Source organism: Pedobacter nototheniae (assembly GCF_032678625.1).
GTDB classification, from domain to species: Bacteria; Bacteroidota; Bacteroidia; order Sphingobacteriales; family Sphingobacteriaceae; genus Pedobacter; species Pedobacter nototheniae_A.
Map to the genome: position 1 here is coordinate 265298 of NZ_JAVTSO010000002.1, position 19185 is coordinate 284482.

The following is a 19185-nucleotide window of genomic DNA, read 5'->3' on the forward strand; positions in this document are numbered from 1 at the left end:
GCAAGTCAAAATTAGTTTTTTTGACTTGCTTGTACTTATTTATTTATAAAATCCGGATAATGGCGTTCATGATATTGATGGCGTTGTGGCCAAGAACAGAATATATAAGATTTCCGGATAGTTTTCTGAGTACGCCAACGCTCAACGATGAAATTAAGGCTAAGTAGACTATTGTAATTAAATCAAATTTAAGTTGATAATCATTTGTTAAAAATACGCCATGTGCAATACCGAATAAAAGCGTTACAATAATAAATCCCCAGCCAAATCGAATTCCTTTAATTGTCCATTTTGGTATAAAAATTTTATCTAATAACCATAAACTTATCCCTCTAAAAGCAATTTCTTCAGTTAAACCTGGCATAGTTGCCTGGAAGGCGAAGGTTTCTAAATCAAAGTGGCCTCCTTTTGGGAATAAAGCCATTTTGAAAATGAAATCGAACAGCAAAAATCCAAGGAAAAATAGAATCCCAAATTTAATCTGCTTTTTCGAATTGGCTTTGGTCGTAAATCCAATTTTCTCCCGTTCTGTCTTAGAAACGGAATAAATGATTATTAAAGACATTATTAAACTTAAAATCTTACCAATCCAGGTAAACTTAAGTCCTAAAAAGTTCAGGTTAAAATAGGTTATAGACAATTGTTGAATGTAGCAATCTGCCAAAAAATACAGAATAAAGAACGCAAAGTACTTTAGTTTTCCTTTTTCTGATTTAATGAATGCTAAGATAATAATTGGCAGAATGATGAGAATCCAAATAAGTGGTGTTAATAATGACATATCTTTTATAATTTTTATCAAAACTATGCAGCCACTAATTAAGTTAAAAAGCTTACCGATGAAAGTATAACTTTTGCCGGCGGAAGATTAAAAATTATAGATGAGTAGAATATTTTTTTTGAGTTTGATTGAAGAATTTCCTTCCTGAATTACGATTGATGAGAGGAGATGGTCTCCTTTTTTATAACCCATAAAATAAATGTATTTTACATTCAAATGTTTAATATTGACCTGTAAATAAAAGCAAATGGTATACCTTATCCGTCAAAAGCCTACAGAAATACTGCTCATAAAAATTTTAGAAATAGGTGAAGGAAAGATAGATCCATTAATGAAAGGTTTTCGTGTTTTAGCAGGCTCTATTGAAACCTGGGAAAAAGAGGATCATATTTTAGCAAAAGGCTTTGTGGAAAGATTATTGAAAAATGGATATAGCTTCATAACGGAAATTGAATATCAAACCTATCTGGAAAAAGCCGTATCCATATTATTGCCCGATAGGCAGAAACCCACAACGCAGAGGTATAGCATGGTTTCCTGGAAAACCATTAAAGCGCAATTTAATCCTGGGTTTCTGAATGATGTAAACGAATATTTGCCCGATCCTGTATTCAGTAATTTTTGTTTTTATAACAACAATACGGTTATTTATGACGATTTGGTAATCAATTTTTCAGAACTGGGCTCAACCGACCAAACTGAAACCAGGAATATTGTTGTAAATGGTAATCTGGTCATCAATGGAAATTTCGATGCAGGCAATGATGTGGAATCCTTACCGCAGTTTGTTTATATTAAAGGAGATCTTATTGCCTATAATTTAATATTATCGGGTTGGTTGGATATTGTTGTGGAAGGGAATGTAATTGTAAAAAACACGGTTTTAGGGTATTATGGCGAACCTGGCGGAAGACTCCTGGTTAAAGGCGATTTGAAAGCAACAAATTTACTCAATGGTTTTATGTATTTGTTTGATGTAAATGGAATTGTGAGTGGTAAATGTTTTGCTTTTGATGCTATGGCAAGTGGAAATGGGCATCAGGCTATCGGAATACAAGCTGGTTTTACACAGGAGGCAGAATTAACGCAATCTCCGTTGGTAGCTGAGGTATTTCCGTATGATAAGGATATGAAAGAATATAATTTCCGTTTTGAAGAAGCATGTTTAAGGCTTCGGAATAGCCAATCTATTTTTAAATAATTACTGCTTAAAAATACTATTCACTACTTGCTATTTCCATATCCGCCAGCGTAAAAATCCGGTTAAGGCCACAGGCCACAATAAGCATAAAAGCAAAAACAATTCGAAGTTTGTTTCAGGAAATTTAGCGGATAGTCTTATTTTTCAATAGTCGGAAACGCTGAAAGGGTTCAGCTTAGTTAAGATTTGTTTTTTTCGGATACTTTGTAACCTAATTCCAATAGTTCCTTAGCCTCGATATAGCCGATTTTACTAAACACTATATTTCCATCAGTATCTAAAACTATAAGCGTTGGATAAGCTTCAACGCCCCATTTCTCTGCCAGCATTAAGCCTTGTCCTTTTTCCATGTCTATAGAAAGGTTTACAAAATTTGTATTAAAAAAATCTGCAACCTTTTTGTCTTTAAAAGTTGTTGCTTTCAAAAGCTTACATGGGCCGCACCATACAGCATATGCATCTACAAAAATATATTTGTGTTCTGATTTGGCCTTTTTTAGGACCAGTTCCAAAGAGTTTTCAATAAAATTTATTTGGTTTTTTTCTTTTTCAATCTTGCCTTTTGTCTTTGTTTGAGCTGTTACAGAGGATGTAAATAAATTCAGTAATAAAAACAGGCCAAATAAAACGGCACAATAGGTCAGGTTTTTCATCGTATTTTAAAAGAAGAAGTTGGTTTTATTTTGATATAGATGGCTTCATTTGCAGTTTTGCCATCAATCTTTTAAAAAGGTTCAGCACATCACTGAACCCGGTTAGTATAATTTATATTTCCTCGCGCAGTGCCATTGCAGCTGCTTTAAGTAAAGAAGCACTCAGTCTTTGAGTAATATTTGGATTAATGTATTCAAAAAGGATATTGCCCTTTTTTCCAAGAATAAAAACGGAAGGAACAGGTAAGAGCTTATCCACATTCTTTCCCCCCGAAGTTTCAGGCAGAAACTTATCATAGCCTTTCGGGCTTTTAAAGGCAATACCAAATTTTTTAGAAGCATTCAGGTCTGCATCTGATAGAAGAGTATAGGATAACTTTTGTTTATCCATCGATTTCGTCAGATTTTCAGGACTGTCTGTACTTATTGCAATAACCTGATAACCCATTCCTGCAAGGTCTTTCTCAATTTCCTGTAAGCCACTAAGCTGTTTTGAACAATAAGGACACCAACCTCCACGGTAAAAAACTAAAATTGTAGGTTTTTCAGCAACAGACTTATTCAGGTCGAAACTTTTTCCTGAAGCGGAAGGAAGATTAAGTACGGGAATAAACTCTCCAATGAGTAAAGGACTTATGTCTTCTGGTTTCAGCGGAACCCCAACAATCATTTTTACCGTATCGGTCTTAACTATGCCATTTTTTTTTGTTAAGCCGGTAGCCGAAGGCATATTCATTGCAAAAGCATTTAACTGCATACCGGCTAAAAGATTGACCAGGAATATAATTGCCAAGAAATTTTTCAATAATGGCTTGTGAAAATAATTTTTAATTTTTGTTTCCATCATGTTTTTACCGCTTAGTCGGGCAAATATTAAACTCCTTACAAAAAAGATTTTTTATTTGCGATAGCTAAAGCACGTGTCCATCTCAATCGCAGATTTTATTTTATTTTTTTTTGTAAGGAACTAAAGGCCTTTCCGACAAAGGAAGAAAAATCAACATATGAGATACCATAAAAACATCACGACCTGGACTGCTATTGCACTTCTGCCATTTACATTTTTAGCCTGTAAAAAGGATCGTTCAGATCCTTCAGAGGCCTCAACTGAAATGCCTACCGTTACCGTAGAAAATGTACTAAATTCTCAGCCATTAGTAGAGTCTGGTACTTTTCAGGGTTCAGGTTCACCTGCGCTTATTTTACCTGGCCAATCAATATCAATTCAGTTTTCTGCCGCAAAGGGAGAAGCAATAACATTTGCCACGATGTACGGTGCATCAAACGATCTGTTTTTTGCACCAGATAACCCTGGTATTCAGGTTTATACCGGAGAAGGATTGCCAATTGAAGGCGATGTTTCCACGCAAGTAAAGTTATGGGATAATGGTACCCGCATCAACCAGAAGCCGGGTACATCAGTAACTCATCCTGGTACGGCCGACAGTAAAAATATTACTGAAGTTACGGGAGTTGATGCACAGGGCAATACTTATTTGGGTGCCTCTAAGCTGGTTAAAGCTACGTTGAAATATAATGGCAATTCCCTTTTCACACTTACCTTGCAAAACACATCAGGCGGTACAGCAAACGAAACACCTTTAAGCCCGGGCGTATGGGCGGTATCCTATATTGCTGGAGGAAATCTGCTCAATCCATCTCCTTTATTTGTTAAAGATAAGCTTACCGCAAATGGCTTAACCTCAATCGCTGAAGCGGGAGACAATACTGCACTCAGTGCTTATATAAAAAGCATTACAGGAATATTTACGCCATTATCGCCAATTCTGGTCGTTATTTACAACGGAATCGATAATCCATTATATAAACTTGGTGAGAATGATCGTAATCAAGGGTTGAAAGATCTGGCACAGAAAGGCGATGCAAGTGTATTAGCCGCATTTCTGAAAGGAAAAACAGGCATTAAATCGGTATATGTACTTCCTGCTGCTACAACAAACATATTGCTGCCCGTAATTAATGGTCAGCCGGGAGGTAACGTTTCTCAGCAAATCTCCGTTACTCCAGGAGATAGATTAGCGATTGCAACGATGTACGGCTTTTCGAATGACTGGTTTTTTGCGACTGGAGCCGATGGTATAGATCCGTTTAAAAAAGGAGATGCTTCCACCAGTATGGCACTTTACAATAACGGGACAGCCATTGATCAGTTTCCAGGTGCAGGAATTACTCAATTTAATCTGGCCGGAACACCACTTGCAGAAAGTAAGCCCATCACGGTCGTTCCGAATCCAAATCCATTCACTACCTTGCCAGGAATACAGGGGCTTATAAAAGTGACAATTAAATAGTTATCTTATAATTGTAAATCACTTTAAAAGAATAATCATGGTGAAATTACAATCAGAGGCTTGATATTTTGATCACATTATTGAAAAGATCGATTGCTGGCCTTAAAGTAATCCTTAAACCATAGAATACAATGCGTTTTAATGCATTGTATTCTTATATATTGTCTTTATAATGAACAAATGAAAAGCATAAAGAACCAGAGTACAAATAACAAGAATTTAACCTCTCCTCATTTATGGGTTGCCAAATATGCTGATTACCTGTTTACTTACGCGGTTTCGCGGCTGAACGACGAAGAAATTGCAAAGGATCTCGTTCAGGAAACGTTTTTAGCAGGCCTTGAACGAATAGAAAATTTTGAAGGTCACAGTTCGGAAAAAACCTGGCTAACGGCAATCCTTAAATATAAGGTAATAGATGTTTACCGTAAAAAATCAAGTAAAATAACGAAGGACAAGGTTATTGCATTTGATGAATATGATCGGGAAGACTTTTTTGATCAGAACGATGGGCACTGGAACGACCCGCACAGGCCAAAAGAAATGGGTATTGAAGAACCGGATGCATTAATTAGCAAGGAGTTTACGGAGACTTTGCAGAAATGCATGAAAAAGCTGCCTGCGTTATGGCTTGCCGTTTTTACGATGAAGCATATGGACGAAGAAGAAACAGCTGTCATCTGTAGCGAGCTGAAGGTTACGTCTTCCAATTTTTGGGTAATTATTCACCGTACGAAGGTAAACCTTAGGGCTTGTCTTCAAAAAAACTGGATTTAAAATAATGGAAATGAAAGAATCTGAGGTAAAGAAAATAGCTTATAACTGCCGTAAGGCAACCTTTTTGATAGAGAAACAGCAACTTACCTCTATCACATTGAGGGAAAAAATGGAGCTGAAGATACATTTGGCAGGTTGCATCATCTGCCAAACATTTATGCAGCAAAGTATTACGATTAATAAAATGGTACATAACCTGTTTCATTCTTCAAACCGCACCGATTTAAAACTTGATAAGCAGTTTAAAGAAGATTTGCAGGAAGTAATTAACGAGCGTATAAATAAAAAGTAATGGTATTTGAAAGCGAATTAGGAGGGGAGAATTCAAAATAATAGCCGGATTTCTCTTCCTTAGTTTCGAACAGAAAAACAAAGGAAGAGATTATCAGAAAATTTTCTGAAACCAAGCTACCTTATTTTAAGTGCGATGTTTCCCAATTACCTGAAGTGATATTGCTAAAAAAGCCAAGTCCTTTAGTACAAAATAATCAGTTACTAAGATTCCATCAGTTATTTTCCAGATGCCTGGTGTTGTAGCTAAAAAGCTAAGTGTTGTTAGAAATATTACAGCAGTAAGGTACCCCGCAATAAGACCTGCTTTTCTATTCCAGAAAGAGCCAATTAATAAAACTCCGGTTACAATTTCGTAAATGCCAATAATGTTGGATACGCCCTGTACAGAAGTAACATTATAAAGCCAGCTCATTAAAAAGCTGTTCGCTACGTACCCTTTAATCGCAAGCGCTTCGGTTGGTGTAAATTTGAGAATGCCAATCCACAATAGTGTGATGATGGTTGCGATAACGCCTAAGGTATAACCTGTTTTTTTTAAATCCATGATATTTCGATAAATGATAAATTGAGATCCTTAAAAAGATACCCAGCAGAGCCGGTAAACAATTTAGTTCCTCATTGTACATTTAGTCGAATTGGATTCTCTTTCCTTACAATTTTATTTTAAATTCTGATACAACACGGTCACAGGTTCAATTCACTACATTTTTTTAATTATGGCTTCAAGCCTAATGATTTTGAGAATGGCGCGGTTAATCTGGTTATTTAAGTACATCTGGATACATCATGTTATAGTATTCTTTAATGGTGATGATTTTAGAATCGGTACTATTCGACATTCGTGTTCCTTTTTTTACAAAGATAAAATTGGTGCTAAAAAAATTCTTACCGCTCTTGTCTCTTGAGATTCCCTGATCCATAAAAATCCATGCATTAAGCTTTGGTATATCCCAAAAAAAAAATTCACCATTTCCTCTTGTGTCTCTCCGCTCATAACTTGGGTAGGTTTTTTTTAAATAATCTGCAATAATCTTTGTTTCGTCTTGATTAACAGTGCTATACTTAAAGCCTAAATAATTTGTTTTATCCTTACCGGTAATAAACACAGATAAGTTATTATAATCAGCAAGATTTCCATTAGGAAATGAATAGGTACTAAGCTTAACTTCGCCAAGGACATAATTACCTGGTTTATTTGTGGTATAAGCATTCAATGCAAGGTTCGGATCCTCATCCTTTTTTAATTGCTTATCTCCCTGAACAATGCTCAATATATTTTCATCAAATTTTAAGGCTAAGAGGTCTGTCTTTGTTTGTGATTTACACGAAATGACAGTCATTCCTAACAGGATTAAAAAGAAATATTTCATACAGTTACTTTTAATTGATGGTTCTATTCTGCTAACAAATAAGGATTCATATTTGCTTCTAAATTAAGAAAATCTACCAGATATATTCTACGCTCAAAGTAGTCGAGAAACCATCCAAATTAGAAAATAATTTAACGGATTTAAGTAATGCATTCATAAATTACGGAAAATTGCTTACAAAATTTAGAGAAAAAGAACAAGCAACCAACAGGCATAAAAAAGCACTTAATGAACTTCCGTTTACTGCTCATTTTAAAACAAGATTGCAGGCTTTGTAAATTTGCATGGAGGTGTAGCATCTCCAACCGGACCCGAAATTTTTAGACCAAAATGGGATTCGGTAGTAATTATTGCCGGAATTATTTGGAGATCATTTCCTGGATTGTCATGGTTAATATTGCTATATTACCTATCTTTAACAAAGTAACGTAAAGCATTATTTAATCTATGAAAAACTGGTTTCTATGAAGTTTTGGAATCTTTTGATTACATTTTGGATCATCTATTTGTTGTTTTTTGCGATTGGACTGCCACTTATTCTCCATTACGCCGGAGGTCTTCATTCAAGCGATTATGAGATGATTCATACATCTGCCGGCAAAGCATTCTTTTTGCTTGGCCTGGGCACGGCACTTTGGTTCATCGTATTTATTTATTACATCAGGCGATTTTTAATTAATCTTTTTTTGAAAAAAAAGGGCATTACTCAGTTGTTCGAACGTGGTGAAAAAAGAAAAGGAACCGTTCTTGAAAAACAAGTAATCAGTGAAAAAAATGATGCACAGCACTTGCAACTGAAAGTATCGTTCTACAATTTTTTCAGTTCTTTGGTTTCGGAAGAGTTTGAGTTTGTAGACTCAAAACCGGATCAACGCCGCTTTGAAGTAGGCAATAGCATTGGGATTGTGCTGGATAGAGAGCGGAAACCTCCATATATTGGAATAGACGGGGTGGTGGTGAAATGGAATGCCAAAGCCATAGTTCTTACGGTGATTGGGCTACTACTATTGATTGCTTTTGCAGTAGGAATATTGGCGTATACCTATATAAATGAAAGCCATGGCTATGGTTGGCGGTATCTGTATTTTTGGCATCCTTACATTATGATTCCCGGCTTTTTTATCTTTTTTTCAGCTTTTTCATTTGACCTTACCAAAGGTCTTTTTAAAAAAATTGGGATAAATCCTTAAAACCATATATCTTACTTTTCGGGAAAAGAACTATAGAATCTGTATGACAAGTGATTTGCTGCCTCATTCTTTGAGTAGCAGCTTCAAATACGTAAAAATCTTCCCACTATGCTCCGCTTCATGGTAGTTAGCGGCTTGTAGCGCCTGAACATGATTTTTCACTTGAAATCCTATGGGTAACTCAAAGGGGGTATAGTTCACAAATAATCCAGATTCTAAATCTGATTCGAGGTGGTTAACGGTATCAATCAATAGATGTTTCACCTCATTAACCTCTGGCGTAATTTTCCAGGAACCTGGAGAGGAGCCAATTTTGAAGGATTCCATGAATTCATTAGATATATACATTGGTAATCCGCTACGCATATACATATGTCTCTGTTGAGAAGTAATACAATGACCAATTTGCCAAATTATATTATTGTTAAAACCCTCTGGAATTTTAAATAATGTTTCGTAATTACTCGTTTCTATTAATTGTAATAGCCTAATCCTGCTCGCTCTTAAAATTTCACATTCGAAACGTTCATTATTCATTTAAGTTGGTTTAAGTCCATAGCAACAGAAGAAGCCGTAATATTCTCTAAAGTAAGCTTTTCGCATTAAAATTCAAACTTTACCTTTTTTTAGGAATCTACTTACAAAAATTATATTAACAGATTGTTTATGATGCATTTCACAAAGCCCAGTAAGGCTGTTTTAAAGGCATACCATTCTTTAGTACGACCAATGAAGACGTATGGCGTTTCTTTCACTAAAGAAATGCACCAAAATGCAGCTCCAAGATGTACGGAGTATAACATCCGATGACTAACCGAAGGAAAGATAGATTCTTCTTTTACTAAGGGTAATGCAGGGATTCTAATATTAATTCTGCTCGTTTTTACTAACTTAGTGGTATGGCTAATATCGTGAACACCTTTTTTACAACAGACGTATATAATTCTGAAATCCATTTGGAAATAAATGAGGATATATTGAACAACATACATGCTGATGGAATAAAACCTAATGATAAGTTGCAGGTAGAATTCGTCTTTATTACAGATAATGAAGATAAAGCCGTTCAATTCAAAAACAATCTCTTATTACAATTTCCTTTCTATAGTAAAATTTTTATAGAGAAAGCTGATGATTTCTGGGATATTCATGGCGTTACTAATGATATAGAGATGTCTTTAAATGAAATTAATAATTGGAATCAAACAATGTGGGACTTCGGTTATCAATACGATTGTCAATTAGATGGTTGGCAGGTTGGAGTTGATAAAAATTGATTAGACGCTTCTATACAAAGCCTTTTACTCCTTTGCTACTTACGCAGTGGTAGCCATTTGTTTTGCTCATGATGGTGCTGTAGTGCACTGCGTCTAACTTTTATTATAGTAGTTATTAGCATCAAACAGAGTTAACATGAGTAGGAAGATCGGTGCTATGCCATGTCTAATACCACTTAAAACACACGCCATCACATTCGTTCTGTCATGGTTTTAATTTTGGCAAAGCGAATGTCTTCATGAACCTTCTCCCTATCTTCATTTAGGATTTGCTTCGCTTCATCCTGGATAAGCCCAAACGCATTCCACTTTTCAGCTCACCTTCGTAATCGAAAATGCTGCGCTAACGCTTGTGTTAAAACATAGATCGAATCCCGTTGCTTTGCAACTGCTGATTCTCACACATTTTCTCAGTTCGCAAGCGTTGAGCATAAGTTCCAATAGATTTCTATATTTGAATAATATTAACTATTCTCATATGAAATTTATAACGCCTAGTGTTTTAGAAAAGTCTTTTACTTGTCCCCATTGCGAGGCCATTTCCCAGCAAACTTGGTGGCTACGAAGATGGGATGGTGGTCAAAATCCTAATAATTTAACAAACCCCATTAGAGTTGGCACTTGCGCACACTGTAGCCTCAGTACGATCTGGGTTGAAGATATAATGTATTATCCAGATAATGGAAATGCTCCCCTTCCAAATGATGATATGCCAGAGAATGTGAAACAGGTATATCTTGAGGCAGGCTCTATTTACAAAAAGTCCCCACGTGGTGCAGCGGCATTGTTAAGATTAGGCATTCAAATCTTGTGTAAAGAGCTTGGAGAGTCAGGAACAAATATTAATACTGATATTAAACACTTAGTCGCAAAGGGCTTACCGCCAATAGTTCAACAATCTTTAGATATAGTGAGAGTAACTGGTAATGAGGCAGTACATCCAGGTCAGATTGATATAGATGACCCCAAGGTAGTAGGTAGCTTATTTGAACTTACTAATATCGTTGTGCAATACATGATATCATTGCCAAAACAAGTTGGTCGCCTCTATAACTCATTACCGGATGATAAAGTAAAAGCAATAGTAAACCGTGACACTCAATAGCCATGAATTTCAACAACATTAAAACTAGAATTGACGAATTGATAAGACTTGCGGAAGAAGTCCTCGAAACGAAAACAGTCAGTAAGGCATCTGGTAAACCATCTGTAGACGTTGAGAAGTTTAATGAACTTCGATCAGCGTCCCTCTCGTTTTTGCGTACCATATTTAATAACTCCCATCCAATCTACCTCGAGTTTGATTCAAAAGCTAAACTCAGTACGCCACATAATACTATAACAGCTATTGGGATATTAAAGGCGGCTAAGAGTGAAATTGATGGAGGGTGGCTTTTTACATTAAAAGAACTATTATCTGCCGAGATCTTTTCTGACTTCTTAGAGATGGCCGAACATTTATTAGCTGAAGAATACAAAGATCCTGCTGCAGTTATGATTGGTAGTGTTTTAGAGGAACATTTAAGACAGCTGGCCATTAATAATAGCATTGCATTGGAAATTCAAAAACCTGACAGAATAATACCCAAAAAAGCAGACACGCTTAACAGCGAACTAGCATCGCAAGGCATATATAATAAGCTAGATCAAAAAAGTATTACGGCATGGTTAGACCTCAGAAACAAGGCTGCTCATGGCAAATATGAAGAGTATTCAAAGGAGCAAGTTGAATTAATGTATCAAGGTGTGGTGAATTTCATTGCTAGAATTAATTGATTTTATTATGAGTGCGTCAAAGCATCAACACTTTATACCGAAGTCCTATTTGAAAAATTTTGCGTTAATAGATGGAGATAAGGCATTTGTTGAAGCGAAACAACGTAAGGATGATGTGGTAAAACCGAACTTACTGAGCATTAGGGATATTTGTGTAGATAAGAACCTTTACACTTTACCTTACGGAGAAATAGACAAAAAATATGCACTTGAGACATTCTACGCAAATGAAGTAGATGCTGTATTTCCTGAGGTTTATGGCTGGCTTACCGATCCAAATTTAAAAACTATAACACTTGTTCAACGAGCAAAAATTGTAATGACTTGTATGAGTCTATATTTTCGGACACCGAAGTTTTTAAATCAAAACACTAAACTCTCCAACAGAATACTTGAGTACGCAACTAAGTATCATCAAGATGCGAATGGGCATGTTTTGTTCAAATTCCGGAATTATGAATTTGATTTCGACATTAAAGACCTAGAAAGTGTTAAAAATCAAATGAAACTGAAAAGAAAGTTTGAGTTTCTCCAATCACATTTAAAAGAATGGCACCAGTTCATACAGTTTAAAATCCATGCAGGAATTGGTGTTGTTAAGGTCACTGATGAGGTCAGGCTAATCACTTCCGATAATCCTGTTATCATTCATAATGGTCATAACGCATTAAATCTTTTTGACCTAAATAACATTATTCAATTGCCCCTTGATCCAAACCACTATTTGATAATATATCCAAATTCAGAAGAGGCTATGTTAGATACAGTTTATCGTTCGAACCATGATAAATGGTGGGCTTTGACTACAAATCTACAAGTGGAACAAAATTGTGAGGACTGGATTTTGGGTTTGCCTGGCTCTGTCATTGCGCATCTAGAAGACCAGCAGAAGTACGGGAAATGGAATGATGAGAATATTCAAAATGTACTAAATCTTGAGCATAGAGCTACAAAAATGAAAACTTTGACCGAATTGATGTCAATTCATGGGTTATATAGTGAAGTTGTTGCTGAAGAGGTAAGAAGTCAAAAACAAGATCCCCTAATCAATAATGATGGTCAACTCTTAGAAATCATAAACTTACTAAAAGCCAATGGTTATGATGTGTAAAAATAAATTTAGATGGCAGCAAACCATCAAAGGAAGCAATTTATTTACTATCCTCAATATTTTTCAGCCTGAGTTATAAACAGATGTGCAATAGCTAATCTATTGGAAAACATTCAAATGCGTATATGGCACATTCCAAAGCTAATCAATTGTGTTAAATTCATTAAATGAGCTAATACCACATCTACACTTAAGAAGGCGAACATCAAGCCAGTCTTTTGGACTCTTTTAAATACCTACAAATGATAAAACCTAATGGTTAAAGTAGGATGTGGATAAATACACACCAAAACAAACTAGTTACTTAACTATATTAGTTCAATGATAGTAGGCAATTCATTAAATCACATCCAACAATTTAAAGAACTCATAAAATTACACAATCACTATGAAGAGAATCCTAATTCGCTACAACGAGCATTAGCATTTGCAAGTGCATCATGGCATTTAATTGAATGGGTATTGAAAGAGGTCAACCCTAAACCATCGAGTGCGCAATTAGAAGAGTTTAGGAAAACATTGTACCCTAAATGCCCCTACCTTGAGCTGATGCATGATATAGCTAATACCAATAAGCACAGATTTCTTTCAAAGCCTAAGTCAAATTTAAGTTTAGTAATAAAACAAAATAGTCCGTTCAACAATGCCTTCACTAAACAGTTCGGGGTAGATTCATTGATTCTAGAAATGGACAATGGTAGCAAGCTAAAGTTTACTGAAGTTGCTAACCAAATATTATCTTTCTGGCTGACCTATTATCAGGAAGTGTTAAATATCCCAAATGACCAGTTGACTATCAAAATGGATGACTACTTTATCTAGCGTATCTTATGAGTAACGAAGAATTAAGGCTGCTAACGGAAATCAGTAACTCACTGAAAGCGATCAACGCAAGGCAAGAAACACAAGAGTTATTCGCTGAATCAAACAAATTGTTTGATCGATCAGATGCTAGAGTTGAGAATGCAACTAGTCAAATACAAAATACGTTTGACCGCATACATGATAAAGTATTTAACTTCAACAACGGTTTAATTGCGGGATATCTTCTACTAGGCTCTTACCCAAGTGAACGACCTAAGCCAGATTACAACATCAATGAACGACCCCGGATTACATCATCTCAACAGATGTATTCACTTTTAAAACAGAAGTGGGATACGGGCAAGATTAACTTCCTCGAAGAATTTAAAGTGATCCTACTCAATCGTAGCAATCGAGTGTTGGGGATAGTTGATATATCAATGGGTGGAGTGAGTGGAACTTATGTTGATCCTAAGGTAGTGTTTGCTACTGCTTTAAAAGCTAACAGTTCATCAATAATATTGGTGCATAACCATCCGAGTGGATCAGTTAGGCCAAGTGAGGCTGATATTAAGCTTACAAAGAGACTGACTGAGTGTGGGAAACTTCTCGATATTATTGTGTGGGATCACATCATTTTAGCTGACAATAACTATTATAGCTTCGCCGATGATGGCATGATATGAATTGGCGCGCGCCAAAACGCGCCAAATGTTTACCGAAATGAAATGCAAAACAGAGTTTCAAGTGTAAATACAAATACTTAACTTTAAATCGGCAGCAGTAGCCTGCCATCATAAAACAGCCTTTAAATGGGCTATAACATTTTTTGAGCAACAAAAAACCCCTTCAAGTTATCCTTAAAGGGGTTTAAAGCAGTGGGCCCACCTGGGCTCGAACCAGGGACCAAAAGATTATGAGTCTTCTACTCTAACCAGCTGAGCTATAGGCCCGGAAAAAACATTTGTTTTTTGCGAGTGCAATGTTACAAATTTGGATTCAATTTAAGAAAAAGTTTTGTCTTTAAATTTCAAAAAAAAGTAAGATTCACTCATTTTCAATTAAATAAATTTCAATTAAAAACTTTAGACAAAACCATAATAGCTACTTTTTTAATTTATAACCACTTTATTTATTCAATTCTTATCTAAGATCAATGTCTGTTTTTTTTATGTAATTTAACTTTGTACATGTTTAGATGCCCAGGTTGGTTGCAGAAATTAAAATATTATGAACTATTTTCAGAAAGGGAGTTGAATGTAAACGAGCATGTTTCAACAGGCATTATTATTGTTAATGAGGCAAAGTGCGAGAAATCTGAAATTTAGCTTATTTTTATAGTGATTATCGGTTTAAAATTAGATATAGCCATAATAGAGTTAACAGATTTTTAAAATACCTGAACCATTTTACCAGACAAAAATGAATTATATAAAACTGCAGGAGGATGTAGAACAACACGTTAGCAATTATTTTAATACACATCACGATCCCCGATTGGTTTATCACAATTTACAACACACAGAAGATGTTGTTCATGCGGCGAAACAAATTGCTAATCATTACCAATTAAATGAGCAGGATTTTTTTGTTGTAACAACTGCAGCCTGGTTTCATGATACCGGTTATTTTGAAGATGCTTTACATCATGAGGCAAAAGGAGCAGCGCTTGCTGAACATTATTTAGCGAAACATAATGTTGATCCACAGGTTATAAATTTGGTATCTGGTGCAATTTTAAGCACAAAAATCCCTCAAAAACCCCTTAATCAACTTGATGAAATTTTATGCGATGCAGATCTTTTTCATTTAGGGTTGGAAGACTTTAGAAAAAAGGGCAAACTGATGCATAAAGAGGTCGAATTGATTCATAAAACAGACATTAGTAAATTAGATTGGCGCAAAAGAGATATTCAGTTTATGGAATCTCATCATTACCACACTGATTATGTAAATTTATTGCTTGGCGATCAAAAGGTGAAAAACATAAACAAACTTAAATCAAGGTTAGCTGAAGATCTTGAAAATGAAGAGGAAAAAACACCGGTTAATGTTGAAGAAAAACCGATGACCATTATAGAAAAAGAGACTAAAAGCAATAAAAAAGATCGGCCTGAAAAAGGAATTGAAACGATGTTTAGAATTACATCTGCAAATAACCAGCGATTGAGTGATATGGCAGATAATAAGGCTCATATTCTTATCACAGTAAATTCCATTATTTTATCTTTAGTAGTGAGTTTGCTTTTGAGGAAACTTGATAGCAGTAATTTTTTAATGATCCCGACCTTTATATTGTTGATGGTCAGCTTGTCATGTGTTGTGGTTTCCATCCTTTCAACGCGCCCTTCTATACCGGCAGGTGTTTTTACAACAGAAGATCTCGATAAAAAAAGTGTAAATCTTTTATTCTTTGGCAATTTTTATAAAATGTCTTTAGAAAATTATACCGAAGGCATGGTTAAGGTAATGAACGATAAGGATTTTTTATACGGCACACTTATCCGGGATGTATATTCGCAGGGGGTGGTATTGGGCCGTAAATATAAGTTGATCCGGTTGGCCTACAATATTTTTATGTTTGGTTTAATCGCATCTGTATTATCATTTATGATTGCTTTTTTACTTTTTGGTAAGGATTAAGTTTATGGTAGAAATACAAAATACCACTACTTTTTTTAACAGAGATTTAAGCTGGTTAAAATTTAACGAACGGATTTTAATGGAAGCCGGACGTAAAGAAGTGCCGCTTTTAGAAAGAATAAAATTCTTATCGATATTTTCTTCCAACCTGGATGAATTTTATCGGGTAAGAATGCCTGTTTTATTGGCTTTAGAGAAATTAAGCAATAAAAGTGATAATGATATTCAGATTGAAGCAGATTTATTAAATACCGCCAATGCTTTTATTTTAGCACAGCAGCAGCGTTATGGTAAAACGTTACAGGAAGATATTATTCCTGAATTAAAACAAAATCACATCAATCTGGTGTATGCCTCTGCTTTTCCGGATGAAATAAAAAAAGAACTTACGCGATATTTTCAAAGTCAGGTTTTAGCCTTTTTGCAGCCAGTTTACATCCATAAAAAAACAGATTTCTTTCCATCCAATAACGAGCTTTATTTTCTGGTTACACTCAAAAAAAATGGAGAGGATAAAGGCGTGATTTTAAATATTCCATCAAACCAGTTGCCTCGTTTCTATAAAGTGGTGCATGGCGAAGAAACTTCAATTGTTTTTTTAGATGATATTGTAAGAACGCATTTAAATCTTGTTTTCGGACCAGTTGAAATTACGGGCTGTTTTAGTTTTAAAATTACCCGCGATGCAGAGATTGACCTTACCGACGAATATTCTGGTGGATTATCAGAACAGATAGAAGCCCAGCTCCTAAAACGCGATTCGGGTTTGGCTACCCGTTTTCTGCACCAGCCAGGTATTTCTGAAAGAGGTTTGGAACTCATTAAAAAGTTATTTAACCTGAAAAAAGCCAATATGGTAGAGGGTGGTCGATACCACAACCTTAAAGATTTGATGGCTTTTCCGGTAAGTTCGGGTGCCTTATCCAACCCATCCTGGGCAAAAATTTATAGGGATATTACCGAGGGTACCCTAATTGAAGAAATTCATAAAAAAGACCTGATTTTTCATACACCCTACCAAAGTTATGACCCGGTTTTAAGGTTTTTTAATGAAGCAGCGATTGATCCTGCGGTTTGCGAAATCTACATTACCCTGTACCGTGTAGCCAGCGATTCTAAAATTGTAAATGCTTTAATCAGTGCAGCAAAAAACGGTAAAAAAGTGGCTGTTTTAGTGGAGCTTAAAGCCAGGTTTGATGAAGCCAATAACATCAAATGGGCAAAAAAAATGAAAGAGGCCGGGGTTGATATTATTTACAGTGTTACGGCTTTAAAAGTACATGCAAAAGTAGCGCTTGTTAAACGTAGAGTGGGCGAACGTACCGATTATACAGGCTTATTTGCAACGGGGAACTTTAACGAAAGTACTGCTGCTTTTTACACTGATCATATTTTAATGACAGCCAATAAAGAAATGTTGCGCGAGGTGGAACTTTTATTTATCTTTTTGGCTAAACGTGAAAAACCAGTCAAACCTGACTTAATTAACTTTAAACACTTACTCGTTGCCCAGTTTAATCTCCAAAGTGCTTTTCTTCAATTGATAGATCGTGAAATTGAACATGCAAAAGCAGGAAAAGAAGCTTCCATTACCATAAAAATGAATAACCTTGAAGAGAAAACTTTAATTAGTAAACTCTACGAAGCATCGGAGGCAGGGGTAAAAATTACCATGATTGTACGGAGCATTTGCCGGCTCGTTCCTGGTGTAACAGGTTTAAGCAGCAATATTAAAGTAATTCGTATTGTCGATCGTTATTTAGAGCATGGGCGGATTTTTATCTTCAATAATTTGGGTAAACAAGATATGTACCTTGGCTCAGCCGATTGGATGAACCGAAATATCTATAGAAGGATAGAAGTTTGTTTTCCAATTTACGAGGAGAACATTAAAGCCGAATTGCTGGAAATAATCAATCTTCAAAAACAAGATAATGTTCAGGCGGTTGTTATTGATGAAGAGATGAACAATGTACCCGTTTTAAAAGAAGGAAAAACCATTCAGTCTCAGTACGAAATCTATCAATTTTTAAAATCAAAACAGAATACCTAAATGAAAACCAATAAAAACACCATATTATTATCATTCCTGGCTTTAGGGTTTGGGTTTTTGACAGTTGCCTGTGTAAATGGCAGCCATAAAGAAAATAAAACCGAACAAAGAGATACCTCCAATGTTGCAACACCATCGGATTTTGCCTACGATCTTAAAAATCCGGTTCAGTATAATATGCCACAAAACCTTTTTGAAATTTCGGGTATAGTATTCCATAATGGAGATGCCAAAGAAGTTTTTGCCATTCAGGACGAGGATGGCGATCTATTTCATTTAGGTTTAAGCGATAAAGAAGCCAGATTTACCAAGTTTGGTGGCAAAGGTGATTATGAAGACCTTACAATTTATAAAAACCTGATTATCGTGCTAAAAAGTAATGGAGAGTTGCATACTTTTCCCATTTCAGAAATTAACAAGCCAGAAGTGTCAAACGTAATTAAAACAAAGGGTATTGTGCCGAAAGCAGAATACGAAGGATTATTTGCAGATGAAAAAGCAGGATTGCTCTATATTTTAACAAAGGAGAACAAAGAACAGGCAAAAAATAAAGAAACAATTGTATATTCTTTTAAAATTGCTGACGATGGAAGCTTAACCAAAAGCGATGAGTTTAGTTTGCCTTTTAAAGATATTGCTGCGGTTTCAGATAATTCAAAAGTGAAATTCCGCCCTTCAGCATTGGCTAAAAACCCCGCTACAGGCGAATGGTATATTCTTTCATCGATTAATAAAATGATTTTAATTACGGATGCAAACTTTAAAATTAAATCGAGTCAGCCGTTAAACGGAACATTATTTAACCAACCAGAAGGAATTGCATTTGATAAAGACAATAACCTCTATATTTCTAATGAAGGCGGAACATTAGCCGCAGGTAATATATTGATGTTTAAATACAAAAAAGGATAACAAACCCGCCATAAATTTTTGAATGCCAAAA

General features: G+C 35.5%; 20 protein-coding genes and 1 tRNA gene. 14 read left to right on the top strand and 7 right to left on the bottom strand.

Annotated elements, in window-relative coordinates; translation table 11 throughout:
- Positions 1–43: 43 nt before the first annotated feature.
- Positions 44–781, bottom strand: a complete 738-nt coding sequence (locus R2Q77_RS06855; protein ID WP_316802978.1) for a CPBP family intramembrane glutamic endopeptidase — start codon at positions 779–781, stop codon at positions 44–46.
- Between the two features lie 247 nt (positions 782–1028).
- Between R2Q77_RS06855 and R2Q77_RS06860 the strand changes: the two genes are divergently transcribed.
- Complete coding sequence (locus R2Q77_RS06860) at positions 1029–1982, top strand: polymer-forming cytoskeletal protein (protein ID WP_316802979.1); 954 nt, start codon at positions 1029–1031, stop codon at positions 1980–1982.
- Positions 1983–2161: 179 nt separating this feature from the next.
- Here the strand turns inward: R2Q77_RS06860 and R2Q77_RS06865 are convergent, their stop codons facing one another.
- A complete protein-coding gene (locus R2Q77_RS06865; RefSeq protein WP_316802980.1) occupies positions 2162–2635 on the bottom strand; it encodes a thioredoxin family protein in 474 nt (157 codons plus the stop codon).
- 112 nt (positions 2636–2747) lie between these two features.
- Positions 2748–3482, bottom strand: a complete 735-nt coding sequence (locus R2Q77_RS06870; protein WP_316802981.1) for a peroxiredoxin-like family protein — start codon at positions 3480–3482, stop codon at positions 2748–2750.
- Positions 3483–3639: 157 nt separating this feature from the next.
- Here R2Q77_RS06870 and R2Q77_RS06875 point away from each other — a divergent pair, with 157 nt between their 5' ends.
- The 3 genes from R2Q77_RS06875 (at position 3640) to R2Q77_RS06885 (ending at position 6016) form a co-directional block, all read left to right on the top strand.
- Entirely contained in the window at positions 3640–4947 is a 1308-nt protein-coding gene (locus R2Q77_RS06875) for a spondin domain-containing protein (protein ID WP_316802982.1), read from the top strand.
- A gap of 180 nt (positions 4948–5127) precedes the next feature.
- Entirely contained in the window at positions 5128–5724 is a 597-nt protein-coding gene (locus R2Q77_RS06880; protein ID WP_316802983.1) for a sigma-70 family RNA polymerase sigma factor, read from the top strand.
- A 10-nt stretch (positions 5725–5734) separates the two neighbouring features.
- Entirely contained in the window at positions 5735–6016 is a 282-nt protein-coding gene (locus R2Q77_RS06885; RefSeq protein ID WP_316802984.1) for a hypothetical protein, read from the top strand.
- Between the two features lie 126 nt (positions 6017–6142).
- Here the strand turns inward: R2Q77_RS06885 and R2Q77_RS06890 are convergent, their stop codons facing one another.
- Both R2Q77_RS06890 and R2Q77_RS06895 read right to left on the bottom strand, forming a co-directional pair.
- A complete protein-coding gene (locus R2Q77_RS06890) occupies positions 6143–6562 on the bottom strand; it encodes a DUF417 family protein (RefSeq protein WP_316802985.1) in 420 nt (139 codons plus the stop codon).
- A gap of 217 nt (positions 6563–6779) precedes the next feature.
- Positions 6780–7388 (bottom strand): hypothetical protein, encoded by a 609-nt coding sequence (locus R2Q77_RS06895; protein WP_316802986.1) that lies wholly within the window; start codon positions 7386–7388, stop codon positions 6780–6782.
- Between the two features lie 464 nt (positions 7389–7852).
- Between R2Q77_RS06895 and R2Q77_RS06900 the strand changes: the two genes are divergently transcribed.
- Positions 7853–8578, top strand: coding sequence for a hypothetical protein (locus R2Q77_RS06900; RefSeq protein WP_316802987.1), 726 nt, complete (start codon positions 7853–7855; stop codon positions 8576–8578).
- Positions 8579–8641: 63 nt separating this feature from the next.
- Here R2Q77_RS06900 and R2Q77_RS06905 read toward each other — a convergent pair whose 3' ends face one another.
- Positions 8642–9115 (bottom strand): DinB family protein, encoded by a 474-nt coding sequence (locus tag R2Q77_RS06905; protein WP_316802988.1) that lies wholly within the window; start codon positions 9113–9115, stop codon positions 8642–8644.
- Positions 9116–9477: 362 nt separating this feature from the next.
- On the opposite strand from R2Q77_RS06905, the gene R2Q77_RS06910 reads away from it, so the two are divergent.
- The 6 genes from R2Q77_RS06910 (at position 9478) to R2Q77_RS06935 (ending at position 14232) form a co-directional block, all read left to right on the top strand.
- Entirely contained in the window at positions 9478–9855 is a 378-nt protein-coding gene (locus R2Q77_RS06910) for a ribonuclease E inhibitor RraB (RefSeq protein ID WP_316802989.1), read from the top strand.
- A gap of 478 nt (positions 9856–10333) precedes the next feature.
- Complete coding sequence (locus tag R2Q77_RS06915; RefSeq protein ID WP_316802990.1) at positions 10334–10960, top strand: DUF4145 domain-containing protein; 627 nt, start codon at positions 10334–10336, stop codon at positions 10958–10960.
- 2 nt (positions 10961–10962) lie between these two features.
- Positions 10963–11631, top strand: a complete 669-nt coding sequence (locus R2Q77_RS06920) for a hypothetical protein (protein ID WP_316802991.1) — start codon at positions 10963–10965, stop codon at positions 11629–11631.
- 7 nt (positions 11632–11638) lie between these two features.
- A complete protein-coding gene (locus tag R2Q77_RS06925; RefSeq protein WP_316802992.1) occupies positions 11639–12742 on the top strand; it encodes a DUF4238 domain-containing protein in 1104 nt (367 codons plus the stop codon).
- Between the two features lie 321 nt (positions 12743–13063).
- Entirely contained in the window at positions 13064–13564 is a 501-nt protein-coding gene (locus R2Q77_RS06930) for a hypothetical protein (RefSeq protein WP_316802993.1), read from the top strand.
- An 8-nt stretch (positions 13565–13572) separates the two neighbouring features.
- Positions 13573–14232 carry a JAB domain-containing protein gene (locus R2Q77_RS06935; protein WP_316802994.1) on the top strand — a complete coding sequence of 220 codons (660 nt, stop codon included), beginning with the start codon at positions 13573–13575 and terminating at the stop codon, positions 14230–14232.
- 193 nt (positions 14233–14425) lie between these two features.
- Here the strand turns inward: R2Q77_RS06935 and R2Q77_RS06940 are convergent.
- Positions 14426–14499 (bottom strand) — tRNA-Ile (locus tag R2Q77_RS06940).
- Between the two features lie 469 nt (positions 14500–14968).
- On the opposite strand from R2Q77_RS06940, the gene R2Q77_RS06945 reads away from it, so the two are divergent.
- Genes R2Q77_RS06945 through R2Q77_RS06955 form a run of 3 tightly spaced genes read left to right on the top strand, consistent with a single transcriptional unit; the run spans position 14969 to position 19154 of the window.
- Positions 14969–16189, top strand: a complete 1221-nt coding sequence (locus R2Q77_RS06945; RefSeq protein ID WP_316802995.1) for a Pycsar system effector family protein — start codon at positions 14969–14971, stop codon at positions 16187–16189.
- Between the two features lie 4 nt (positions 16190–16193).
- Positions 16194–18242, top strand: coding sequence for a polyphosphate kinase 1 (ppk1, locus tag R2Q77_RS06950; protein ID WP_316802996.1), 2049 nt, complete (start codon positions 16194–16196; stop codon positions 18240–18242).
- On the top strand, positions 18243–19154 hold the full coding sequence (locus R2Q77_RS06955) for an SdiA-regulated domain-containing protein (RefSeq protein ID WP_316802997.1): 912 nt from the start codon (positions 18243–18245) through the stop codon (positions 19152–19154).
- Positions 19155–19185 lie beyond the last annotated feature (31 nt).